The sequence below is a fragment of the Bradyrhizobium sp. C9 genome (assembly GCF_002532045.1).
GTDB lineage: Bacteria > Pseudomonadota > Alphaproteobacteria > Rhizobiales > Xanthobacteraceae > Bradyrhizobium.
Window position 1 is genome coordinate 55,253 of sequence record NZ_NWTG01000018.1, and the last position, 21,301, is coordinate 76,553.

Below are 21,301 nucleotides of genomic sequence, written 5' to 3' on the forward strand. Positions count from 1 at the left end.
CGGGGGGCCAGTTATCCGCCCCGGCGCCCTTCAATTGCCCGGCGAACACGCCTATATTCCGGCGTTTCCACGAGAGGTGAGAATGCTCCGACCCGTCCGCTTCGCTGCCATATCCGCTCTGTGCACATTGGCTTTCATGGGGAATCTGTCCCCGGCCGCGGCTCAGGATCGCCGTGTGCCGTCCTCGCAGGCCGAGTTGCAGCTGTCCTATGCGCCGATCGTGCAGCGGGTGCAGCCGGCGGTGGTCAACGTCTATGCCGCCAAGACCGTGCAGAACCGCAATCCGTTCCTGGACGATCCGATCTTCCGCCGCTTCTTCGGCGTCCCAGGGCAGCAGCCCGAGCAGATGCAGCGCTCGCTCGGCTCCGGCGTGATGGTCGACGGCTCCGGCCTCGTGGTCACAAACAATCACGTGATCGAGGGCGCCGACCAGGTGAAGGTCTCGCTCGCCGACAAGCGCGAATACGAGGCTGAGATCGTGCTGAAGGACAGCCGCACCGACCTCGCGGTGCTGCGGCTGAAGGGCACCAACAAGGAGAAGTTCGCGACGCTCGACTTCGCCAATTCGGACCAACTGCAGGTCGGCGACGTCGTGCTGGCGATCGGCAATCCATTCGGCGTCGGCCAGACCGTGACGCACGGCATCATCTCGGCCCTGGCGCGCACTCAAGTCGGGATCACGGATTATCAATTCTTTATTCAGACCGACGCGGCGATCAATCCCGGCAATTCGGGCGGCGCGCTGGTCGACATGACCGGCCGGCTCGCCGGCATCAATACCGCGATCTTCTCGCGCTCCGGCGGCTCGCAGGGCATCGGCTTTGCGATCCCCGCCAACATGGTGCGCGTGGTGGTGGCCTCCGCCAAGAGCGGCGGCAAGGCGGTGAAGCGGCCATGGCTCGGCGCGCGGCTGCAGGCCGTGACGCCGGAGATCGCCGAGACGCTTGGGCTGAAGCTGCCGACCGGCGCGCTGGTCGCCAATGTCGCGCCCAACAGCCCGGCGGCGAAGGCCGGGCTCAAACTGTCCGATCTGATCGTCGGGATCGACGGCACGCCGATCGACGATCCCAACGCGTTCGACTACCGCTTCGCGACCCGTCCGCTCGGCGGCAGCGCCGAGATCGAGGTGCAGCGCGCCGGCAAGCCGGTGAAGCTCACCGTGCCGCTGGAGACCGCGCCCGATACCAACCGCGACGAGATCGTGCTGACCGCGCGTTCGCCGTTCCAGGGCGCCAAGGTCGCCAACATCTCGCCGGCGCTGGCCGATGAGCTGCATCTGGACGCCGGCGCGGAGGGCGTCGTCGTCACCGATCTCGCCGATGACGGCACCGCAGCCAATGTCGGCTTCCAGAAGGGCGACATCATTCTCGCCGTCAACAATGAGAAGATCGTCCGCACCAGCGACCTCGACAAGGTATCGAAGGCGGGGTCGCGGATCTGGCGCATCACGCTGGTGCGCGGCGGCCAGCAGATCAACGTGACGCTCGGCGGATGAGCCCAAAGAGACCGCACGAAGCCAGCAATCTCTTTGCCGCGGCGGGGATGGAGCAGGACGCGCCACACCCGCTGCCGGACCGGCTGCGCCCGCGCACGCTGGCCGACGTCGTCGGCCAGGATCACATCCTCGGTCCCGACGGCGCGCTGACCCGCATGCTGGAGACGCGCACGCTGGGCTCGCTGGTGTTCTGGGGGCCGCCCGGCACCGGCAAGACCACGGTGGCGCGGCTTCTGGCCGACGCCACCGAGCTGCATTTCGAGCAGATCTCCGCGGTGTTCTCCGGCGTCGCCGACCTGAAGAAGGCGTTCGATGCCGCGCGTGCCCGGCGCGAGACCGGCAAGGGCACGCTGCTGTTCGTCGACGAGGTGCACAGGTTCAACCGCGCGCAGCAGGATTCCTTCCTGCCTGTCATGGAGGACGGCACCGTGGTGCTGGTCGGCGCCACCACTGAGAACCCGTCGTTCGAGCTCAACGCGGCGCTTCTGTCGCGGGCTCGCGTGCTGGTGTTTCACTCGCTCGATACGGCTGCGATCGAACGGCTGTTTGCCAATGCCGAGAAGATCGAGGGCAAGGCCCTGCCGCTCGATGCGGAAGCGCGCGCCGTGCTGGTGCGGATGGCCGACGGCGACGGCCGCGCCTCGCTGACATTGGCCGAAGAGGTCTGGCGCGCCGCGCGCAAGGGCGAGGTGTTCAACGCCGAGCAGTTGCAGGCCATCCTGCAACGCCGTGCACCGATCTACGACAAGTCGGCCGATGGCCACTACAACCTGATCTCGGCGCTGCATAAATCGGTGCGCGGCTCCGATCCGGATGCGGCGCTGTATTATCTCGCGCGCATGCTCGATGCCGGCGAGGATCCGCTGTTCCTGGCGCGGCGCGTGGTGCGCATGGCCGTCGAGGACATCGGTCTCGCCGATCCGCAGGCGCTGGCGGTGTGCAACGCAGCCAAGGATGCCTATGACTTCCTGGGCTCGCCGGAGGGCGAACTCGCGATTGCGCAGGCCGTGGTCTATCTCGCCACCGCGCCGAAATCGAACGCGGTGTACACGGCGTTCGGCGCCGCGATGCAGACCGCAAAGCAGGGCGGCTCGCTGCTGCCGCCGAAGCACATCCTGAATTCGCCGACGAAATTGATGAAGTCGGAAGGCTACGGCTCCGGCTATCAATACGATCACGACGCGCCCGACGCGTTCTCCGGCCAGGACTATTTCCCGGAAGCACTGGGACGCCAGACCTTCTACGATCCGCCCGACCGCGGCTTCGAACGCGAGATCCGCAAGCGGCTGGATTACTGGAACAGGCTGCGCAAGGAGCGGGGCGGGAGCTAGCGCAAGACGAGATTGGACTGCGGCTGCGAACAACGCGCGCGTTCTTGTTTCCGCCTGCGGCGTGGGAGCGTCAGTTGCAGAAGCCCGCAAATGCCATATGCAATTCGCACAACTTCGGAATATTAGAAATGTATCCCTGAGTTGCCCGACGTGTCAAGTTGCCTGGTCGAACGTCGGCCGTCACCGCTACTGTGCATGGGGTTGTTTTCGATATTTTGGCAGCGCCCGTTGCGACGGCCCATGACTTCACATTGCTCCAGTGCGTCACTTGACGCTCTTCACGAACTCCAGGATCTCGTCCGTCAGCCGTGTGTCCGCGGTGTTGATCGCATAGACCTCCGAGATGTGGCTGTGCTGCGGCAGCATGAAGCTGCGGGCACAGCCGCTCGGCCGCTTGCAGCTGGCCTGCTTCAACAGTTCGAACTGCTCGACGAAGCGCGGCGGATCGAGCTCGGCCGCGGTGGTCAGGAACGGGATCGGGCTCGCGAGCAGGCCTTGCAACGAGGAGCGTTCGGCATAGCGCGACGGGTCGGAGCCGTAATAGGCGAGCTCGGCATCGCCGGCGGGCGAAGCCGTCAGGTCGTAGATGCCCGACACCATGATCGCGCCGGCAAGGCCGCCGCCCTTCACCTTGTGGAATTCGCTGTGAGAGACATAGCTCGCGACATGGACCGCGCCGGCCGACTGGCCCATCAGGAAGATGCGCCGGGGGTCGCCGCCGCGGCTCGCGATGTTGTCCGCGATCCACTGCACGATCGCGCCCATGTCTTCAGCGCCTGCCGGCCACGGAAAGGCCGGCGCCAGGCGATAGGTGGCATTGACGCCGACGAAGCCGCTCTTGGTCGCCCACAGCATGACGTTGTCGTAGAACGGGCTGCCGGGGTTGCGCTTGCTGCCGGCAATGAAGCCGCCGCCGTGGATGTAGATCAGCACCGGCCGGGGCGCCGCCGCCGCGGTGTCCGGCGTGAAGACGTCGAGCAGATGGCGGTCGGCGGGCCCATACTTGACGTCGCGCTCGACCTTGACGCCCTGATAGGGCTCCTTCTGCTGCAGCGGTGCGTAGAGCTCGGCCGTCTTGGGCGGGTCGATGACGCGGCCGAGTTCCAGCAGCTTCCAGGCCAGATCTTCCGGCATCGGGCTCTGCTGGGCCAGCGCGGGGCCTGACATGATCAGGGCCGCCGCCATAGCCGATACCGCCAGTCTCATTCCAGGGCTCTCCTCGATTTTGCCGCGTGCGGCCGAACATGGCCGATGTTGCGCCGGATTTGTACCGTTTTCGCCGTGACGATTCGCGGCATTTGCGCTACCCACGGGCTTAACTTCGGAGTTGCAACCCCATGAGCCGCCGCGTCAAGAGACCTCTCCGCCCAGCGAGTGATCGCGCCAAAGGTGCGCGTCCCCATCGCGGCCCAGCCGCCGAGCGGGGGCCGGCGCATCGTGCGGGCGGCAAGTCGGCCGCGGTGCGCCTCGGCGACAAGCAGCGGGCGCCCAAGCCATTCGTGCCGCCCGAGCCCGAAAAGAGCGTCGCCGAACCGCCGCTGCCGACCAAGGTGCAGACCGTGGTGGTGACGGCGGACGAGGACAACATGCGCGTCGACCGCTTTCTCGAGGCGCGTTTCCCCGGCCTGTCGTTTTCCCACATCCAGCGCATCGTTCGGAAGGGCGAGTTGCGCGTCAACGGCAAGCGCGCGGACAGCAAGGACCGGCTGGAAGAAGGGCAGAGCGTCCGTATTCCGCCGCTGCGGCTCGATACGCCGAAGGCCGCAGCCAGCCTGTCTGAAGCGGCCAAGAAGACCCTCCAGGACCTCAAGGACATGACCCTGTTCGAGGACGCCGACGTGATGGTGCTGAACAAGCCCGCAGGTCTGGCGGTTCAGGGCGGCTCCGGCATCACGCGCAATGTCGACGACATGCTGGAGGTGATGCGCGACGCCAAGGGCCAGAAGCCGCGGCTGGTGCATCGGCTCGATCGCGAAACCTCGGGCTGCCTCTTGATCGCCAAGACGCGCTTCGCCGCGACCGCGTTGACCGGCTCGTTCCGTCATCGCTCCGCGCGCAAGATCTATTGGGCGCTGGTTGCCGGTGTGCCGAAGCCGAAGCAGGGCCGCATCTCGACCTATCTCGCCAAGGAGGAGAGCGAGGAGGACAGCATCATGCGGATTGCGGCGCATGGCGACGAGGGCGCCAGCCATGCAGTGACCTACTATGCCGTGGTCGAGACCTCGGCGACGAAGCTCGCCTGGGTGTCGCTGAAGCCGGTGACCGGCCGCACCCATCAATTGCGCGCCCACATGGCGCATATCGATCACGCGATCGTCGGCGATCCCAAGTACTTCAACAAGGAAAACTGGCAGCTGCCGGGCGGCCTGCAGAACCGGCTGCATCTGCTCGCCCGCCGTATCGTGATTCCGCACCCGCGCGGCGGCGTGATCGATGCGACGGCGCCGCTGCCGCCGCATATGCTGCAATCCTGGAATCTGCTCGGGCTCGAGGCCGATCGCTTCGACCCGATCGAGAACGCGCCCGAGGAGTGACGGCGGACATTGCCGCCCGATTCCGTCGCGGACAGCAAGAACGATCAAAGCGGCTCATCGCGCCGCGGCTATGTTGCCGCGCGCCGGGCACCGCCGGCAGCACCCATCAAAGAGGCTGTCCATGACCGGGACCTGGCTACGCGTCGCGCTTTTCCTGATTGGCTCGGCTCTCGCTCCTGCACATGCCGAGACCGTGGTGCTCCGTGGCGGCACGCTTTACGCAACGGCTGATGCGGCTGCGCTGCCGGATGCGGCGATCGTGATCACGGACGGCGTCATCAGCGCGGTCGGCAAGTCCGGCGACGTCAAGCTGCCCTCGGACGCGCGCCTGATCGATTGCAGCGGCAAGACTGTCGTTGCCGGGTTCTGGAACAGCCACGTGCATTTCACAGAACATGTTTGGCACAATGCCGGCGAGGCGCCCGCCGCACCGTTGACGCAGCACATGCAGGAGATGCTGACCCGATGGGGCTTCACCACAGTCTGGGATCTCGGTTCCGATCCACGCAACACGCTGCCGCTGCGCAAGCGCATCGCGGCGGGTGAAGTCGCCGGCCCCACCATCCTGCTCGCCGGCAACGTGTTTCCCAAGGGCGGGCATCCCGTCTATCTGCCGCCCGAAATCCAGCTTCCTGAAGCCGCGACACCGGAGGAGGCGGCGAAGTGGGCGCGCGACTGGCTCACGATGGGCGAGGACGGCATCAAGCTGTTCACCGGCGCGTTCATGGGTGACAAGCCCGTGATCAACATGGACCCGGCGATCGCCAAGGCGGCCGTCGATGTCGCGCATGCGCAGGGCAGGCCGGTGTTTGCGCATCCGCAGAACAAGATCGGCGTCGAGACGGTGATCGCAGCGGACGTCGACGTGCTGGCGCACACGACGCCCAGCGAGCGGAGCTACACGGATGACCAGCTAGCGCGGTTCAAGGCGCAGGGGACGGCGCTGATCCCGACATTGTCGCTGTTCACGACGGTGGTTCTCGACCCCAACGTCACCAACCGTCTGGTGGCCGCGACCGTCAACCAGCTCAAGCAGTTCTCTGACAACGGCGGCACCGTGCTGTTCGGCACCGATGTCGGCTTCACCAAGCAATACGACACCACGCAGGAAGTCCAGCTGATGCACCGCGCGCTGTCGGAGCGCCAGGTGCTGGCCTCGCTGACCACCAATCCGGCGCGGTTCTTCAAGGCCGCGAAGAAGGGCAAGGTGGAGCCGGGCTTCGATGCCGATCTCGTGGTGCTCGACGGCGATCCGCTCAGCGACGTCGCCAATCTTGCGAAAGTGAGCACCACGATCCGTGCCGGTCACGTGATCTATCGGAAGCCGTGAACGGCTGCGCCGGTTTATTTGGCGGGAAGGCGCAAGGTGGCGAGATCCGAGCCGACGATCGTCGAGCCGGTGAATCCGCCGGCCTCTGCGGCGGCGCGATAGTCCGCTTCGGTGAGCGCACCCCCGGGCACTTTGTAGGGGCCGTGATGCGTTGCCCCGACCTGCGGCGCGAGGTGGGTCAGCATCAGGTATTTGGCGCCCACGCGTTGTGCCATGGCGCCGAGGTCGGGCGCCAGGCTCTGGCGGTAGAAGACGGGCGGCGGCATGCCGCTGTCGCGCTCCGGACCCATGATGGGATGCATGGTCGAGTGCACGATCACGTCGGCGCCTTGTGCCAGCTTCTCGACTTGCGCCGACGTCGACGTCGCCCGCGGCGGAGCGGCACTGTCATTGCTGGCATCGCCGCCGATCACGACGCTGCCGGCCGGCGTGTCGACGCGATAGGAGGCGTGGCCTGCGATGTGGGTCGAGCGGATCGCACTGACCCGGACTTCGCCCTTCGACCAGATCACCTGTGGCTCGTCCGTCGGCTCGAATGTGATGAGATGCACAAGTTCGGCGGGGCCGTCGGCCAACCGTCTCTTGTCCTCTGAAACCCGTTGGGCGATTTCGCCGGACTGAATGAAGGCGTCGCCGATATGCGCGACATACTTGCCGCAGCTCAAGGTGAAGCCGAGCGGCGAGGGTGCATCGCTGCTGCAGACGACATCGAGCTTGGGCCCAGCGGAATTCCAGTTCCAGCGCGCGAGCAGCAGGTCGACGAGGCCCTCGGTGTGATCCGAGTGCATATGCGTGAGGAAGACGGCGTCGACCTGGCCGGGTTCGACGTCCAGTTGCGACAGCCGCAGTTCGGTGCCGCGGCCTGCGTCGAACTGCAGCTTCAGCGTTCCGCAATCGGCACTGTCGTCTCCGTAGCCCACAAGTGTGCCGGCGCCCGCCACACCATTGCGCAAGGCGGGACCGCTCATGGTGCCGGTCAAGGTGACGAGCAGGCAGGGCGCCGATTGGGCTGGAAGCGGTAGCAGCAGCCAGATAATGGCCAGCAGGTGTATCGGAAGAATGAAGTGCCGCATGCTGTCGGCTCCCGCGTCGTTCCGGTCTGCACCGAGACTGCCAAAGTCGGCGCCACATCTCAACGCCCGGGCGCATCGCATCGAGGTGTTGTGATCGCGCGTGGTCTCGCCGCAAGGTGCGGCAAGCTCAAAGCATCAGCTTGTAGCCGAGATGGCTGCCGACGAATCCCAGGCGCTCATAGAAGCGGTGTGCGTCGGGGCGTGCCTTATCGGTCGTCAGCTGCACGAGATCGCAACCTCTCGCTTTGCATTGTGCGATCGCCCATTCGAACATCTGTTGCCCGACGCCCGAGCTGCGATGCATCTCGGCAATCCGGACCGCCTCGATCTGCCCGCGCCAGGCGCCCAGGCGTGCCATTCCGGGAATGAAGCTGAGTTGAAGGGTCCCGATCACCTCGTCGTCGAGGGTTGCCACGACCAGCAATTGGTTGGGATCGGCGAGGATGGCATCGAATGCGTCGACATAGCGTCGGTTCGGCGGCGAGCTCGGATCCTCGCGCTGCTGCCCCAGCACGTCGTTGGCGAGGAGAGCAATGATCGCCGGAAGGTCGGCGGGCTGAGCCTTGCGGAAAGAAATTGACGTCATTGAACAGGAGTCCATGGAGGTGAGATCGGTGTCACCAGGCACGTTACAGGCTCGCACAGGTTATGGACATCCAGCTTGACGCAAAACGAAATCCGCCGGCCTTTCGGGCCGGCGGATCGTTGTGTCGCGAGGTGCGGTGATCAGTGGTTCCAGTTGCCGCCTTGATCGTCGCCGTCACCATGATGATGGCCGCCGCCGTCGAAGTCGAAGAAGTCGAACAGATCGCTGAGCGCCGGGCTGTTGACCGGAACATAGGGATTGCCGGGCGCCGCAACCGGGTTCGGGAAGTTGTCGCGGCTGCGGTTCGTGATCGGCTCCAGGCGCCAATTCCGCTCGATGAATTTGATGATCGAGACGTGATCGGCATATTCATGCGAGATGTGGCCGTGCCGCGCGAACGGCGACACCACGATCAGCGGAATACGCGTGCCGTCGCCGAAATAGTCGAGCGGCTGCACATAGCCGGAGTCGAAGTAGCCGCCGCCTTCATCGAAGGTGATGAAGATCGCGGTGTCCTTCGCATAGTCCGAGGCCTGGACCTGGTCGACGATCTTCTTGGCGAAGCCTTCGAACAGGTTGAGCTTGGAGGACGACGGGTGACCGTCAGTGAAGCCGCTCGGCTTGACGATGGAGACCGCCGGCAGCGAGTGCTTGGAGAGGTCGGAGTAGAGATCAACCGAGTCCTTGATATGGGCTGCGACCTGGTCCGGGTGCGACATGATCGAGGTGTCGTACTGGAACGGATTGCAGATGTTGCAGTACTCGTCGGCGTTCGGACCAGCTACGCCCCAGTTGAGCTGGTAGGGATCGTTGACGTAGTTGTTCCACTGGTCGCCGTAATATTTCCAGGAGATGTTCCGCTCGTTCAGGCTGTCGCCGATGCTCTTGCGGGTCGACGGCGGGATCGTGAATGGCGTGTTGGACGGGTTGGTGTCAGTGTAGGCGTTCTTGCCGTTGCCGAAGTAACCGGGATTGTAGTTGTTCAAGAGATAATAGTGACCCGGTTCGCAGTTCGCGTTGATGTGGATCCCCTTCAGATAGTCCAGGATGGGCTTGACGCCGGGCTGGGTCGGATCCGAGCAGTCGCTGTAGGAGCCGCCGCCGGACACCGGGCTGGTCTGGAAGGGCGGCGGGAAGCCGCCATTGCCGCCGGCGCCGTAGCCGTCTTCGGTGTACCAGTTGTTGGTGCCGGAAGCCGGATTCGGATTCTCGATCTGATGGACGATGCCGGCGTCGGGCGTGCCGCCGAACACCTGCGTGCCGTTCGGCGGCACCGCGGCGTTGCCGTAGGTGTCGCTGAAGTAGAGCATGTCGGCATGACCAAACATGATGTGGTTGGCGCCGGTGCCGCCGTTGACGGACTGGTGGAAGTTATCGCTCATCGCATATTTCTGCGCGAGCGAGGTGAAGTAGGGCACGTCACCCTTCTGCACGTTGTAGAAGCCGAGCGCCGTCGAACCTTCGCCCGTGGTCGTCGCCGTCGGCGAATAGTCGGTGGAGAAGTTGGAGGGCTGTGCCGCACCGTTGGCGCCGGCGCCGACGGTGACTTCGACCCAGGCGAACAGATTGCCGCCGCAGCCCGACGGATTGTCGCGGTTGGCCGCCGAGTAGTTGCAGTTCAGCTGCTGCCACATCTGGTAGAAGCGATGCACCGGGCTTGCCGAATAGGAGTCGTAGGGCATCGCATCGGTGTTGGTGAGCTGGAACGGACCGGCCGGCAGCGCGCTGACATTGGTGATGCGCTGGTCGGGGGTCTGCGAGCTCTGGCCGGTGCCGCCGGACAGCAGGAATTGGTAGTACTCGGACGGCAGGCCGGATTCCGACTGCTGCGCAAGCACGAGCGACGCCTCGCAGGTGGTGATCGGCGAGCTGCCGCATTTGTTCGGGATGTAGGAGACCTTGGGGCCGCCGACGAGCGGAGCCGGCAGTTGATCCTTGGGGAAGTTCTGCTTCGGCGGGCTCAGCAGGAACGCGTCGTTCAGGCCGGTATCGGTCGCTGCCTGCTGATGCGCCTTCTCGAAGTTCGGCCCGGGGATCGCATTCTTGTTGTGATCGAGCTTGACGATGCCCTGCGACAGCAGGTTGAACACGCTCTGGTCGTGCCGTTCAGGCACGTAGGTCGCGAACACGTGGTCGAAGCTGCGGTTCTCGCCGATGATGACGATCACGTGCTTGATCGGCGACCGTGTCTCGTGCCCGCCGTGATGATTCCAGTCATCCGCAAGCACCGGGCCGGCGGTGAATTGGCCCAGCGCAAGCGCGCTGAGGGTGAGGCGGCAACCCTGCAGCCAACGTGACCTGTGCTTGTCGCGCATTAAAGCTCTCCTTTTTGCAGACTAGGTGGCTTGGTGGAACTTGCGGTGTCTTGCGGCACGACCCTGATGCGCCCCATCATGCCGCCGTCCTCATGCTCGAGGACGTGGCAGTGGTAGACGAAGGTGCCGACGATGTTGGGATCGCGAAAATCCATGCGCAGGCGCACGCTCGGATATTTCAGCATCCGGCCGTTGTAGTAGGGGACGTTGACGGTATCGCGCAGGAACGGCTCGTTGACGGCGACGCCGGACCAGTCGAGCAGCTGGAAGTGCAGCTGATGGATGTGGAAATCATGCAGCTCCATCGAGCGGTTCTCGATGATCCAGTCCTCGACGTCGCCTTGCCTCACGGTGATGTCGGGAATATCCGATTGCGGATCGACCGGTTTCGGCGTCTCTCCGTCGAGCGTCATGAAGAACTTGGTCGGGCTGTTTGGATCGTTCGGGTTCTCCGGCTGCTCGGAGAAGAACAGTTTTCTGACGCGCACCGGTGCGACGGTCCCGACCCACGGCCGCTCCGGGCGCGGCAGCGGCTCGGCGTGAGCGGGCAGCACGGCCTGCGGTTCGCTTGCATCGACTGAGGACGTGATCGCCAACAGGGCGCGGTTGGGATCGTTCTCGCCGGCGGGCCCGGTGTCGACCGCGCGTGTCACCAGCAACGCCGAGCCGGCGGCCGGCGGTCCCTCGACGATGAATTCGGCGCGCGAGCCCGGCGGCAGGCCGATATGGTTGACCCATTGCACTGACGGCGAGGGGCTGCCCTGGAATTGCAGCGGCACGCCATCGAGCCCGACGATTCCGATCCGCTGTGGCGCGCGGCCGACCAGCAGCGCGAGGTTGAGATAGGTGATCGCGGACGCGTTCAGCACCCGCCAGAGCTGCCGCTCGCCCGGCTTCATCGTCAGCGTCGCCGGCGGATAGTTCGGAAAGGGCACGGGCACGAAGTTGACGGAGAGATCTTTCGACGGCTTGCCGAAGCCGGTGCCGGAGTTGGCGACGTCGCCGTCATTGTCGAGCTGGCTCTTGGTCATGACCGGCTCGGATTTCGACGGCGGCGCGTCGGGATTGACGAGATCCTGGTCGCGGATCACGAGCAGACGCTCGGGGAGGCCAGCGAGCTGTGGATCGGCGCGCTCGATGCCTTCGATGATGATGGCGCCTGAGGCGCCGCCGAGCACCTGCGTCTTGCTGAAGCCGTGCAGATGCGGGTGATACCAATAGAGGCCGGGCGGCGCGTCGTCCGGGATGCGCAAGCGGTACTCGAACGGTGCGTCGTCGGGCTGGATCGAGGTCTTCAGCACATCATCCTGATGGCAGACCGGCGGCACCGTCAGCCCGTGGAAGTGCAGATTGGTCGAGATCGGCGTCATCGCGCCGCTCTCGCAAACGTCGACTTGCTTTCGCGTCGTGCAGATCGGCGCGCCGGCGAGCGGGCGGTCGATCGCAGGCGTTGCCGTGTCGAGGTCGACGAGGTCGTTCTTGAAATGGATGACCAGCTGATCGCCCGGCTTCGCGCGCAAGGTCGGCGACGGCTTGCCGTCCGGTGTCAGATAGCAATAGCGGCTCGTGCCATCCGGCAGCTTCTGATCGTGGATGCTGAGGTCGGTTTCGAGCACGCCGTCGCGGCTGCGCAGCTCGGCGGGGTCATCGATCGCGCTTCCGGGTTCGGGCCGCGCACAGACGTCGCGTTGCGCTCGCGGCGCATCCTGAAGGCCGGTTGCGCCGAGCCACGCCATTGCGCCGCTCGCAGCAAGCCCGAGGCAGGCCGCGGCGATGACACAACAAACGGTCGAAAGTCGTCGTGCCACGCCGCCCTGCCAATACGTCGACATAGGCGCGCAAGCGCGCACGGACGCCCCCCACGTGACGTCAGTCCACGTCTTGCGACCGCAATGGTCGACAAATGCTTCTGTTTGGTATCGGGACGCTAGCCGCGCGTTGTTGCCGGAATCTGGCAGGTTCTTAACACGCAGATGACAGGAACTTGCGGCACTTCGACGCGGAGCGTGCGTGCGATGTTCAAACTCGCTGACCAATCAACCGGATGGACCATTCGCCGGCTGAATTGCGGAGAAAGCAGGACGCGCAGGCGAACGTCAGATATTTTTTCGGTGTCGCCGATCTCGTCATCTGCCGTCGTGCCGACAAGCGAGATCAGCGCTTGAACTGTACGAGAAACATCCGCAGCGAATCGTGCGGGCTCTCGACGTCCGATATCACCCAGCCGTCGGGACTGTTGACGACGATGAAGTTGAGCGTGACCGCGCGGCCTTCATTGTCGAATGTCACCGTCACGTCGGTCTTGTCGAACTGCCGGCGCGGGATCGCGATCGAAATCGGGCCGAGCCGCCAGGTCGGGCTCTGCACCAGGAAATCGTACGGCGCATCGTGCAGAGCAGTCCAGACGCCGCGCAGGGGGGCATCGAAGTATTGGCGTGCCGTTTCCTCGTCGCGCGGCAGGCCGTTGGAAAACGCCGGGCTGCCTTTTCCGTAATAGGCGTAGACGTTGCGGATCAGCGATTCCGGCGAGCGGAACCCGGCGTCGGCGCGGGCGGCCCCGAGGGCGGCCGCAACGAGCAGGAAACCGGCGAGGATTTGGACGCGTCCCATCAGCTTTATTTGCCGTTGCCGCTGACGTATCTTGCAGGGAAATCCTCCCGAACGAAAGCCGACCGGCGCGATGCGCGAACTCTTTGACGACGTCCCAGACCAATCCCCGCTCGATCCGCAGGAGGCTGTCCGGCGTCACATCCGCACGCCCCAGCGCAAGCGCTTCTACACCAGCGCCGGCGTGGCCGAGGCCGATGGTGGATTTTCGATCACGCTCGACGGCAAGCAGGTCCGCTCGCCGTCCGGCAAGCCGGTCGTGGTGCCGACCCGCGCCATGGCGGATGCGGTCGCGGCGGAATGGAATGCACAGGGCGAGACCATCGATCCCATGACCATGCCGCTGACGCGCCTTGCCAACAGCGTGATCGAGGGGGTGATCGATCGCGTCGACGAGGTCGCCGACGATGCGGCCAAATTCCTCGGCAGCGACCTGCTGTTCTATCGCGCCGGCCATCCCGAGGCGCTGGTGGCGCGCGAGGCCCAGCACTGGGACCCGATCCTGTTCTGGGCCGCCGATGCGCTCGGTGCCCATTTCGTGATGGCCGAAGGGGTCATGCATGTCGGCCAGCCCGAACCCGCGATCAAGGCGGCGCGTGCGGCGTTCCCGACCGATCCGTGGTCGGTCGCGGCACTCCATGTGGTGACGACCCTGACCGGCTCGGCGCTGCTGGCGTTGGCGCTGGCCCATGGCGTCCGCGGCGAGGACGAGGTCTGGGCCGCCGCCCACGTCGACGAGGACTGGAACATCGAGAAGTGGGGTGTCGACGAGGAGGTCGCCGCGCGCCGCGCTGCCCGGCAGGCCGATTTCAAGGCCGCCGCCGGCGTCCTGAGGGCGTTCAGGCCAGCTGCCGGTTAACGAGACCTTTACGGCGCCGGGCTAGCCTGCGGCTCGATCCTGCCGCCTGGCCGAGACCTCCGACATGGCACTTGCCGTCAATCCCGTGCTGCCGGTGCTCGCCTCGAAGGAGGCGGATAGCGTTGCGCCTGATCTCACGCTGGAGGCCGGCAGCGTCGTCAACGCGCAAGTCTTGAAGGTCTTGTCCGCCGAACTGGTGCGGATTGCGATCGCGAGCCTGTCGATCGACGTCCAGACCGAGGTGCCGCTGCAGCAGGGCCAGAACCTGCAGCTTGCGGTCTCGCAGACCAGCGACGGCATCCGCCTGCAACTGGTCGGGCCGGGGGCCGAGGCGGGCGATGCCGTCCAATTGTCGCCGGCGGCGGCCAACGTCACCGCCGCTCCGCAACCCGTCGCCGCGGCGCCGAAGGCCGCGCTGTCGCCGCTTGAGCGCATCACCATCACCGCGACGGCTCAGCATGCGGCGGCCGTGCAGGGCAGCCAGGCGCCGCTGTTTGCCAATCTCACTGCGGTCGCCACGGCCAATCTGCCGCCGAAGCTGCAGGCCGCGATCGCGCAGGTGCTGGCGCAGCAGACCGGCCTCACCGAGAATTTGAGCGGCGATGCCGTCAAGGCCGGTTTCCAGAAATCCGGCGTGCTGCTGGAGACGACGCTCGCCGCGGGCGTAGCACCGGCGAGCGGCGGCGTGCCCGACCTGAAGGCCGCGCTGATCGTGCTGCGCCAGGCGCTGACCTCGCTCGGCGCCGGCGATGCCACAAGGCCTGCCTCCACACCGCTGCAGCAGCCGGCGCTCGCCAGCACCGGCACGGCGCCGAGCATTGTGCCATCAGGCATGCCCGAACTCGAGGTTCAGGAGATCCTGCTGCCGCAGGCGCGCGTGCCGGTTGCCGAGGATCTCACCCGCGGCGCCACCCGCCTTGCCGGCGCGCTCGCGGACGCGCTCGATGCCGGCCCGTCATCCGGCGGCGCGCTCAATCTCATTCAGGAAGCGTTGCACGAACTCGGCAATCCGGCACGGCAGGGCGCCACGCCGCGGGAGATGCTGCCCGGCGACGTGCCCGCACGCGGCAGCACGCCGCCGCCGCCGTTTCACGGTGCGCTGCCGTCGGCGCAGGCCGTTGCCGAGCCGTCGATTACATCAGGCACGCCGCTCTCGAGCGCCGCGCATCGCCTGTTGGAAAACACCGACGCGGCGCTGGCGCGGCAGACACTGCTGCAGATCGCCTCGTTGCCGGACCGTGGTGACGGCACGCGCCCACAGGTCGATGCCATGGTGCCGCGCTGGAATTTCGAGATTCCGTTCCTGATCCAGCAGGGCACGGCGATGGCGCAGTTCGAGATTTCCCGCGACGGCGGCGGCAACGAGGTCGAAGCCGCCAAGCGGGTGTGGCGGGCGCGCTTCACCCTCGACGTCGAGCCGGCCGGGCCGGTGCACGCGCTGGTCTCGCTGAACGGCGAGCGCACCTCGGTGCGGATGTGGGCGGAGCGTCCGTCGACCGCGGCCCAATTGCGCGCCGGCGCTTCCGAACTGAGCCTGGCGCTGACCAGGGCAGAGCTTACGCCCGGCGACATCGAAATCCGCGACGGCAGCCCGCCGCAGCCCGCGCCCGCACGCGCCGGCCATTTCCTGGATCGCGCATCATGAGCGAGACGCAGAACCAGCTCGCGGTCGCATTGCATTACGACCACGCCGGCGCGCCGCGCGTGGTGGCGAAAGGCAAGGGCGCGATCGGCGCCAAGATCATCGAGGTCGCAAAGGCCAACGACATCCCGATCGAGGAGAACGAGGTTTTGGCCGGCGCGCTCTCCAACGTCGAGCTCGGCGACGAAATCCCGGCCGAGCTCTACAAGGCCGTCGCCGAAGTGCTGGTGTTCGTGCTGCGGATGTCGGGCCAGGCGCGCTAGCAATAGCGTTTTCAAGCGGAGTGGGCACCGGTTCGCGCAAAGAAAACGCGTCAAACAAGTGAGTCCCATTGCCATCCTTTCACCACGATGGCATCAGCATCGTCGCCAACCCGAATTAGCCAGGTCCTGTCGTGATCCATCGCCGCCATGCGCTCGGTCTGTTCGCTGCCGCCGCCATCCTGCCGTCGCGCAGCTTCGCCAACGTGTCGTACCAGCGCAGCGAGTTTCGCGAGGATCTGCAAAAGAGGTTCTTCGATCTCGGCACCGAGGGCACCTTCGTCGGCTACAAGATCGACGACTATCTGATCATCGCGAGCGACAAGGTTCGCTCGGGCGAGGGCAGGCTGCCGGCGTCGACCTTCAAGATCCCGAACGCGCTGATCGCGCTCGAGACCGGCGTGGTGCAGGACCCGGACAAAGACGTCTTCAAGTGGGATGGCACAACGCGCAGCATCGAGGCCTGGAACAGGGATCACACGCTGCGCTCGGCGATCGCGGTGTCGGCCTTCCCGGTGTTCCAGGAGATCGCCCGCCGGATCGGCGCGGAGCGGATGCAGAAGTATCTCGACACGATCGACTATGGCAACCGCGACATCGGCGGCGGCATCGACCAGTTCTGGGTGACCGGCAATCTGCGCGTCGACCCGGTGCAGCAGATCGATTTTCTCGACCGGCTGCGCCGCGGCGTGCTGCCGGTCGGCAAGCGCAGTCAGCAGCTGGTCTGCGACATCCTCCCTGTGACGAAGGTCGGCGACGCCGTCATTCGCGCCAAGACCGGATTGACCGACAAGGAGCACGGCTCGCTCGGCTGGCTGGTCGGCTGGGCCGAGAAGGGCAGCGACGTCACCGTGTTCGCGATGAACATGGACTGCAAGACTAAGGCGCAGATCGATGCGCGGATGAGCGTCACGCAGCAATGCCTCACCGATATCGTCGCACTGTGACGATCTGATCTGCGTGCGCCGCGGCTGGTGAGTGCCGCGCCGCTCGACTAGCATCCTCCGATAAAAGCAAAATCGGAGGAAACCATGCAATCAGTATCCGTCTGGCTGTCGTCGCTCACGCTGGCCGCAGCCGGCGGCTGGCTCGCGGCCACAATGTTCTCGGCGCCGGCCACCAGCAAGGAGCCGCGCTTCCCGCAGCTCACCATGGATCAGCTCAACGACCAGCAGCGGCCGCTCGGCGAAGCCATCATGAAGGTGTCGAGCGTCGGTATCGGCGGGCCCTACAATCCGATGATCCGCAGCCCGGTGCTCGGCCAGCGACTCTATGATCTGTTCTATTATCTGCGCTGGCAAACCTCGGTGCCGACCAGGCTCAACGAGTTCGCGATCCTGATCATCGGCCGGCAGTGGCGCTCGCAGGTCGAGTGGTTCGCGCATGCGCCGCTCGCGGCCAAGGCCGGCTTGTCGGCCGATGTCATTGCCGAGCTCAAGGCCGGCAACCGTCCGTCGAAAATGGCCGACGATGAGGCGGTGGTGTACGATTTCGTCACCGAGCTGACCACGACCAAGAAGGTCGCCGACGCGACCTATGCGCGGGCCAAGAATATCTTCAACGATCAGCAGATCGTCGATCTCACCGCGGTTGCCGGCAATTACGTGATGGTCGCAATGCTGCTGGCGATGGCGGAAGAGACGGTGCCGCCGGGCAAGGAAGAGCCGTTCAAGGTCGGCGAGAAATAGGGCGCAGCCGCATCGATCGGGCGCGTCTCAGCGCCCGATCGCGCGCTGTAGCGCCGGCATCAGTTTCGGGTCGCGGCATTGCGCGACGTTGAAGCGCATGAAGCCGGTGGCCGATTGCGTGGTCGAGAACACGTTGCCCGGCGCCAGCACGATGTTGTCGGCGAGCGCCGCGCGCGCGACGTCGGCGGAGTCGCAGCCGTCGGGCAGGCGGCACCAGAGCTGGAAGCCGCCGCGCGGCATCAGCCACGGCTCGATGCCGATGCGCTGCAGCTTCTCGCCGACGTCGCGGCGGGCCCGCACCAGCCGCCGGCGCAGCTCCTCGACATGCTTGCGGTAGAAGCCGGTGGCCAAAACGCTCGCGATGATTTCGGTCGCGACCGCACAGGGGCCGCCGAACCCGGTCGCGACCTGCAGGTCGACCAGCTGCTCGATCCAGTCGGCGCGGCCTGCGATGAAGCCGCAGCGCAGCGATGCCGACAGCGTCTTGGAGAAGCTGCCGATCCGGATCACGCGGTTCAGTCCGTCGAGCGCTGCGAGCCGTGCCGACGGCTCCGGCTCGAAATCGGCAAAGATGTCGTCCTCGACGATCGTCAGGTCATATGCCGCCGCGGCATTCAGCACGCGGTGCGCGGTCTGCGGCGACATCGTCGCCCCGGTCGGATTGTGCAGCCCTGATACGGTGATGTAGAGCCGCGGCCGCTCGGCCTCGAGCACGGCCTCGAAGCTTGTGATATCGGGCCCTGATGGCGTGTAGGGCACGCTGACCAGCTTGACCTGATGGGCGCGCAGCAGCGCGCGGAAATTGAAATAGCAGGGATCGTCGACCAGCACCGTGTCGCCGGGCCGCAGCAGGAAGCGGCAGATCAGGTCGATCGCCTGGGTGCCGGACATCGTCAGCAGCACTTGCTCGGGCGACACTTCGAGGCCTTCGTCGGCGAACCGCGCCATCAGCATGCGGCGCAGCGCCAGCGAGCCGCGCGTCGCACCGTAGTCGGCGAGCACAGCGTCCTCGGCCCGCGCCAGGTTGCGGAACGCGCGCCGTAGCGCCTCGGTCGGCATCCAGTCGGCGGGCAGCCAGCCGCAGCCCGGCTTCAGCGCGCCGCTCGCGGCGTCGAGCGATTGCCGCGACACCCAGAACGGATCGACGGCGCGGTCGTGCTGCGGCTGGTCCCTCGTGAGCGCCAGCGGCGGCAATGCCGCGGACGAGACATAGAAGCCCGAGCCCGGCCGCGCCCGGATCAGGCCCTCGGCGGCGAGCCGGTCATAGGCCTCGACCACGGTCGAGGGCGAGACGCCCATGGTCGCGGCGAAGCTGCGGATCGAGGGCAGGCGGTCGTCGGCGGCGAGCGCGCGGCTCGCGATCCTGGCGCGGATCGCGTTCATCACGTCGGTGGTTCGGGTCGCCTTCGGCGCACTGGATGGTTGCCGCAAGTGTGTGCCTACCTTTACCGATACAGTTTGACGATATTGTACTGATCCGTAGCTGCCTTGGCCAGCCCGCCGCCGCTATCTTCGCCCGCGAAAGACGAGGTGTGCGATGAGCGATTCCAAGACGTTGTCGGGGAAGTCTCCGTCGGGGAAGTCCTGGGCGGGCGAGGGGCGCGGTGGCGCTTCGCTGGAGGGCTGGGGCAGCGGCCTGCTCGGCGTGATCATCTTCAGCGGCTCGCTGCCGGCGACCCGCGTCGCGGTCGCCGGGTTTACGCCGCTGTTTTTGACCTCGGCACGCGCCGTCATCGCGGCGTTGCTCGGCGCCGTATTGCTGGCGGTGCTGCGCCAGCCCTGGCCGCAGCGCAAGGACCTGGTGTCGCTGACCATCGTCGCCCTCGGCGTCGTGATCGGCTTTCCGCTGCTGACCGCGCTGGCGCTGCAGCACATCACCTCGGCGCACTCGATCGTGTTCATCGGGCTGCTGCCGCTGTCGACCGCGGTGTTCGGCGTGCTGCGCGGCGGCGAGCGGCCGAAGCCGCTGTTCTGGCTGTTCTCCTGTATCGGCAGCGCGACGGTCGGCGCCTTCGCCCTGTCGGGTGACGGATCGGCATCGCTGACCGGCGACTTGCTGATGGTCGCCGCCATCATCGTCTGCGGCCTCGGCTATGCCGAGGGCGCGGCGCTGTCGCGCCGGCTCGGCGGCTGGCAGGTGATCTCCTGGGCGCTGGTGCTCTCGGTGCCGGTGGTGCTCGTGATGACCATCATGACGCTGCCGTCGAGCTGGCAGGGCATCGGCGCGCCGGCCTGGCTCGGGCTCGCCTATGTCTCGATCTTCAGCATGCTGGTCGGCTTCGTGTTCTGGTATCGCGGCCTTGCGCTCGGCGGCATCGCCAGCGTCGGCCAGTTGCAGCTGCTGCAGCCGTTCTTCGGGCTCGCGCTGGCCGGGCTGCTGCTGCACGAGCCGGTCGCCTGGTCGATGATCGCAGCGACCATGTTGGTCGTCGTCTGCGTGGTGTTCGCGCGCCGCTACGCCTGACGGCTAGCCCAGCTTGAACAACGTCTGCAGGAAATCGCTGACTGCCTTGCGGGCCTCGAGCGCGGTGGTCGGGTTGCCGCCGACATGCGGGCTCAACTCGACGCAGGGATCCTTGTAGCTGAACGGGGTCTGCGTCGCCGCGTTCAGCAGCACGCCGCCTTCGCCTTCCTTGATGGTGCAATGGCGCACGGTCTGCGATCCCGTTGCCTCCACCACCGTGCTGTTGCCGATCAGGCCGGCATCGAAGCCATGCGCGGAGTCCGGATATTCGGTCAGTACTACGTCGCGCTTGGCGGCCGCGAGGCGCGCGACGTAGGCCTTGCAGCTTGCGACCGGATTGTAGTCGTCGGGCGTACCGTGAAAGATCCGGATCGGGCGCGCCGCGACCTCGGTGTCGGAGAGATAGCTGGTCGAGCAGTCCGGATAGAACGGGACGTAGGCGGCGAACTGCACGCCGGACTTGTTCCAGAGCTTGTTGAAGCGGTCGAGGCTGGCATAAAGCGTAGCCTGGCCGCCGCGCGAAAATCCCATCAGCACGATGCGTTCGGGATCGACCCGCGGATGCTTCGCGAGGATCTCCAACGCATGATAGATGTCGACGATGAGGTTGAGCCGGCCGAGCAGCGCCTGGTTCGGCCCGGTCGCGGTCAGGCCGCGGCCGGAGAAGCCGTCGATCACGAAGGTCGAGATGCCCATGGCGTTGAAATGGCGGACCCAGCCGTCCATCCCGGCGCCGACGCCGCTTGAGCCGTGCATCAGCACCACGACCGGCAGCCGGCCGCTGCCTTGCGCGATGCGGAATTCGCCGCCGACGGTGACCGGCTTGCCATTGCTGTCGCCGGTCAGGAACTGGTGGTCGGAAATCGTCACCGAGGGGATGGCGTAGATCTCGGTGCGCGCCGCGATCTCCTTCGGGATCTGCTGGGCGCTGGTCTCGATGCAAGCGAGCAGCAGCACGCCGAGAAGCACTGCGCCAATGGCTGTCGAGCGACCGTAGCTGAACATGATCTCCCCCTGTGACCCGGCCGAATTGTAAAGCGCGCGCTAACCATGCCAAGCGGTAATTCGTGCCGCGCGCAGCACGGCCCCGCACGGCTATGGATCAGCTTTCAGTGAT

Annotated in this window: 18 protein-coding genes; 10 read left to right on the forward strand and 8 right to left on the reverse strand. The window is 66.0% G+C overall.

Annotated elements, in window-relative coordinates:
* Positions 1 to 136: 136 nt before the first annotated feature.
* Together CO675_RS28365 and CO675_RS28370 are read left to right on the forward strand one after the other, a co-directional pair.
* Positions 137 to 1,495 (forward strand): DegQ family serine endoprotease, encoded by a 1,359-nt coding sequence (locus CO675_RS28365; RefSeq protein ID WP_097675090.1) that lies wholly within the window; start codon positions 137 to 139, stop codon positions 1,493 to 1,495.
* Positions 1,492 to 2,826: a replication-associated recombination protein A gene (locus CO675_RS28370; protein WP_097675091.1), complete on the forward strand. Its 1,335-nt coding sequence runs from the start codon at positions 1,492 to 1,494 to the stop codon at positions 2,824 to 2,826. Before CO675_RS28365 ends, CO675_RS28370 begins: the two co-directional genes overlap by 4 nt.
* Positions 2,827 to 3,090: 264 nt before the next feature.
* Here the strand turns inward: CO675_RS28370 and CO675_RS28375 are convergent, their stop codons facing one another.
* Complete coding sequence (locus tag CO675_RS28375; protein WP_245452963.1) at positions 3,091 to 4,032, reverse strand: alpha/beta hydrolase; 942 nt, start codon at positions 4,030 to 4,032, stop codon at positions 3,091 to 3,093.
* Between the two features lie 131 nt (positions 4,033 to 4,163).
* Between CO675_RS28375 and CO675_RS28380 the strand changes: the two genes are divergently transcribed.
* Both CO675_RS28380 and CO675_RS28385 read left to right on the forward strand, forming a co-directional pair.
* A complete protein-coding gene (locus tag CO675_RS28380) occupies positions 4,164 to 5,360 on the forward strand; it encodes an RluA family pseudouridine synthase (protein ID WP_097675093.1) in 1,197 nt (398 codons plus the stop codon).
* Positions 5,361 to 5,481: 121 nt separating this feature from the next.
* Complete coding sequence (locus tag CO675_RS28385) at positions 5,482 to 6,690, forward strand: amidohydrolase family protein (protein ID WP_158231321.1); 1,209 nt, start codon at positions 5,482 to 5,484, stop codon at positions 6,688 to 6,690.
* 14 nt (positions 6,691 to 6,704) lie between these two features.
* Here CO675_RS28385 and CO675_RS28390 read toward each other — a convergent pair whose 3' ends face one another.
* From CO675_RS28390 to CO675_RS28410, 5 genes are all read right to left on the reverse strand, one after another.
* A complete protein-coding gene (locus tag CO675_RS28390; protein WP_158231322.1) occupies positions 6,705 to 7,763 on the reverse strand; it encodes an MBL fold metallo-hydrolase in 1,059 nt (352 codons plus the stop codon).
* A gap of 127 nt (positions 7,764 to 7,890) precedes the next feature.
* Positions 7,891 to 8,349 carry a GNAT family N-acetyltransferase gene (locus tag CO675_RS28395; protein ID WP_097675096.1) on the reverse strand — a complete coding sequence of 153 codons (459 nt, stop codon included), beginning with the start codon at positions 8,347 to 8,349 and terminating at the stop codon, positions 7,891 to 7,893.
* 140 nt (positions 8,350 to 8,489) lie between these two features.
* Complete coding sequence (locus tag CO675_RS28400) at positions 8,490 to 10,664, reverse strand: alkaline phosphatase family protein (protein WP_097675097.1); 2,175 nt, start codon at positions 10,662 to 10,664, stop codon at positions 8,490 to 8,492.
* Positions 10,664 to 12,472: a multicopper oxidase family protein gene (locus tag CO675_RS28405; protein ID WP_198964775.1), complete on the reverse strand. Its 1,809-nt coding sequence runs from the start codon at positions 12,470 to 12,472 to the stop codon at positions 10,664 to 10,666. The genes CO675_RS28400 and CO675_RS28405 overlap by 1 nt, the downstream gene beginning before the upstream one ends.
* 346 nt (positions 12,473 to 12,818) lie before the next feature.
* The gene (locus CO675_RS28410; RefSeq protein ID WP_097675099.1) at positions 12,819 to 13,274 is read right to left on the reverse strand and encodes a hypothetical protein; all 456 of its coding nucleotides are present in this window, start codon (positions 13,272 to 13,274) and stop codon (positions 12,819 to 12,821) included.
* Between the two features lie 70 nt (positions 13,275 to 13,344).
* Between CO675_RS28410 and CO675_RS28415 the strand changes: the two genes are divergently transcribed.
* From CO675_RS28415 to CO675_RS28435, 5 genes are all read left to right on the forward strand, one after another.
* Complete coding sequence (locus tag CO675_RS28415) at positions 13,345 to 14,130, forward strand: ATP12 family chaperone protein (RefSeq protein ID WP_097675100.1); 786 nt, start codon at positions 13,345 to 13,347, stop codon at positions 14,128 to 14,130.
* A 64-nt stretch (positions 14,131 to 14,194) separates the two neighbouring features.
* Positions 14,195 to 15,775 carry a flagellar hook-length control protein FliK gene (gene fliK / locus CO675_RS28420; RefSeq protein WP_097675101.1) on the forward strand — a complete coding sequence of 527 codons (1,581 nt, stop codon included), beginning with the start codon at positions 14,195 to 14,197 and terminating at the stop codon, positions 15,773 to 15,775.
* Positions 15,772 to 16,035 carry an EscU/YscU/HrcU family type III secretion system export apparatus switch protein gene (locus tag CO675_RS28425; RefSeq protein WP_245452964.1) on the forward strand — a complete coding sequence of 88 codons (264 nt, stop codon included), beginning with the start codon at positions 15,772 to 15,774 and terminating at the stop codon, positions 16,033 to 16,035. The genes fliK and CO675_RS28425 overlap by 4 nt, the downstream gene beginning before the upstream one ends.
* A gap of 131 nt (positions 16,036 to 16,166) precedes the next feature.
* Complete coding sequence (gene blaOXA / locus CO675_RS28430; RefSeq protein WP_097675102.1) at positions 16,167 to 16,979, forward strand: class D beta-lactamase; 813 nt, start codon at positions 16,167 to 16,169, stop codon at positions 16,977 to 16,979.
* An 84-nt stretch (positions 16,980 to 17,063) separates the two neighbouring features.
* Positions 17,064 to 17,720 carry a carboxymuconolactone decarboxylase family protein gene (locus tag CO675_RS28435; protein ID WP_097675103.1) on the forward strand — a complete coding sequence of 219 codons (657 nt, stop codon included), beginning with the start codon at positions 17,064 to 17,066 and terminating at the stop codon, positions 17,718 to 17,720.
* 27 nt (positions 17,721 to 17,747) lie between these two features.
* Here CO675_RS28435 and CO675_RS28440 read toward each other — a convergent pair whose 3' ends face one another.
* The gene (locus tag CO675_RS28440; protein WP_097675104.1) at positions 17,748 to 19,103 is read right to left on the reverse strand and encodes an aminotransferase-like domain-containing protein; all 1,356 of its coding nucleotides are present in this window, start codon (positions 19,101 to 19,103) and stop codon (positions 17,748 to 17,750) included.
* Positions 19,104 to 19,257: 154 nt separating this feature from the next.
* Here CO675_RS28440 and CO675_RS28445 point away from each other — a divergent pair, with 154 nt between their 5' ends.
* Positions 19,258 to 20,184, forward strand: a complete 927-nt coding sequence (locus tag CO675_RS28445; protein ID WP_245452965.1) for a DMT family transporter — start codon at positions 19,258 to 19,260, stop codon at positions 20,182 to 20,184.
* A 3-nt stretch (positions 20,185 to 20,187) separates the two neighbouring features.
* On the opposite strand, the gene CO675_RS28450 is transcribed toward CO675_RS28445, so the two are convergent.
* Complete coding sequence (locus CO675_RS28450; RefSeq protein WP_097675105.1) at positions 20,188 to 21,189, reverse strand: dienelactone hydrolase family protein; 1,002 nt, start codon at positions 21,187 to 21,189, stop codon at positions 20,188 to 20,190.
* Positions 21,190 to 21,301 lie beyond the last annotated feature (112 nt).

Bases quoted from the DNA above. Each gene is read 5' to 3' on its own strand.
- CO675_RS28450 (WP_097675105.1), bottom strand. From the start codon at position 21,189: ATGTTCAGCTACGGTCGCTCGACAGCCATTGGCGCAGTGCTTCTCGGC.
- CO675_RS28415 (WP_097675100.1), top strand. From the start codon at position 13,345: ATGCGCGAACTCTTTGACGACGTCCCAGACCAATCCCCGCTCGATCCG.
- CO675_RS28380 (WP_097675093.1), top strand. From the start codon at position 4,164: ATGAGCCGCCGCGTCAAGAGACCTCTCCGCCCAGCGAGTGATCGCGCC.
- CO675_RS28410 (WP_097675099.1), bottom strand. From the start codon at position 13,274: ATGGGACGCGTCCAAATCCTCGCCGGTTTCCTGCTCGTTGCGGCCGCC.
- CO675_RS28395 (WP_097675096.1), bottom strand. From the start codon at position 8,349: ATGACGTCAATTTCTTTCCGCAAGGCTCAGCCCGCCGACCTTCCGGCG.
- CO675_RS28440 (WP_097675104.1), bottom strand. From the start codon at position 19,103: ATGAACGCGATCCGCGCCAGGATCGCGAGCCGCGCGCTCGCCGCCGAC.
- CO675_RS28365 (WP_097675090.1), top strand. From the start codon at position 137: ATGGGGAATCTGTCCCCGGCCGCGGCTCAGGATCGCCGTGTGCCGTCC.
- CO675_RS28400 (WP_097675097.1), bottom strand. From the start codon at position 10,664: ATGCGCGACAAGCACAGGTCACGTTGGCTGCAGGGTTGCCGCCTCACC.
- CO675_RS28370 (WP_097675091.1), top strand. From the start codon at position 1,492: ATGAGCCCAAAGAGACCGCACGAAGCCAGCAATCTCTTTGCCGCGGCG.
- CO675_RS28445 (WP_245452965.1), top strand. From the start codon at position 19,258: ATGAGCGATTCCAAGACGTTGTCGGGGAAGTCTCCGTCGGGGAAGTCC.
- fliK (WP_097675101.1), top strand. From the start codon at position 14,195: ATGGCACTTGCCGTCAATCCCGTGCTGCCGGTGCTCGCCTCGAAGGAG.
- CO675_RS28435 (WP_097675103.1), top strand. From the start codon at position 17,064: ATGCAATCAGTATCCGTCTGGCTGTCGTCGCTCACGCTGGCCGCAGCC.
- CO675_RS28375 (WP_245452963.1), bottom strand. From the start codon at position 4,032: ATGAGACTGGCGGTATCGGCTATGGCGGCGGCCCTGATCATGTCAGGC.
- CO675_RS28390 (WP_158231322.1), bottom strand. From the start codon at position 7,763: ATGCGGCACTTCATTCTTCCGATACACCTGCTGGCCATTATCTGGCTG.
- CO675_RS28425 (WP_245452964.1), top strand. From the start codon at position 15,772: ATGAGCGAGACGCAGAACCAGCTCGCGGTCGCATTGCATTACGACCAC.
- CO675_RS28385 (WP_158231321.1), top strand. From the start codon at position 5,482: ATGACCGGGACCTGGCTACGCGTCGCGCTTTTCCTGATTGGCTCGGCT.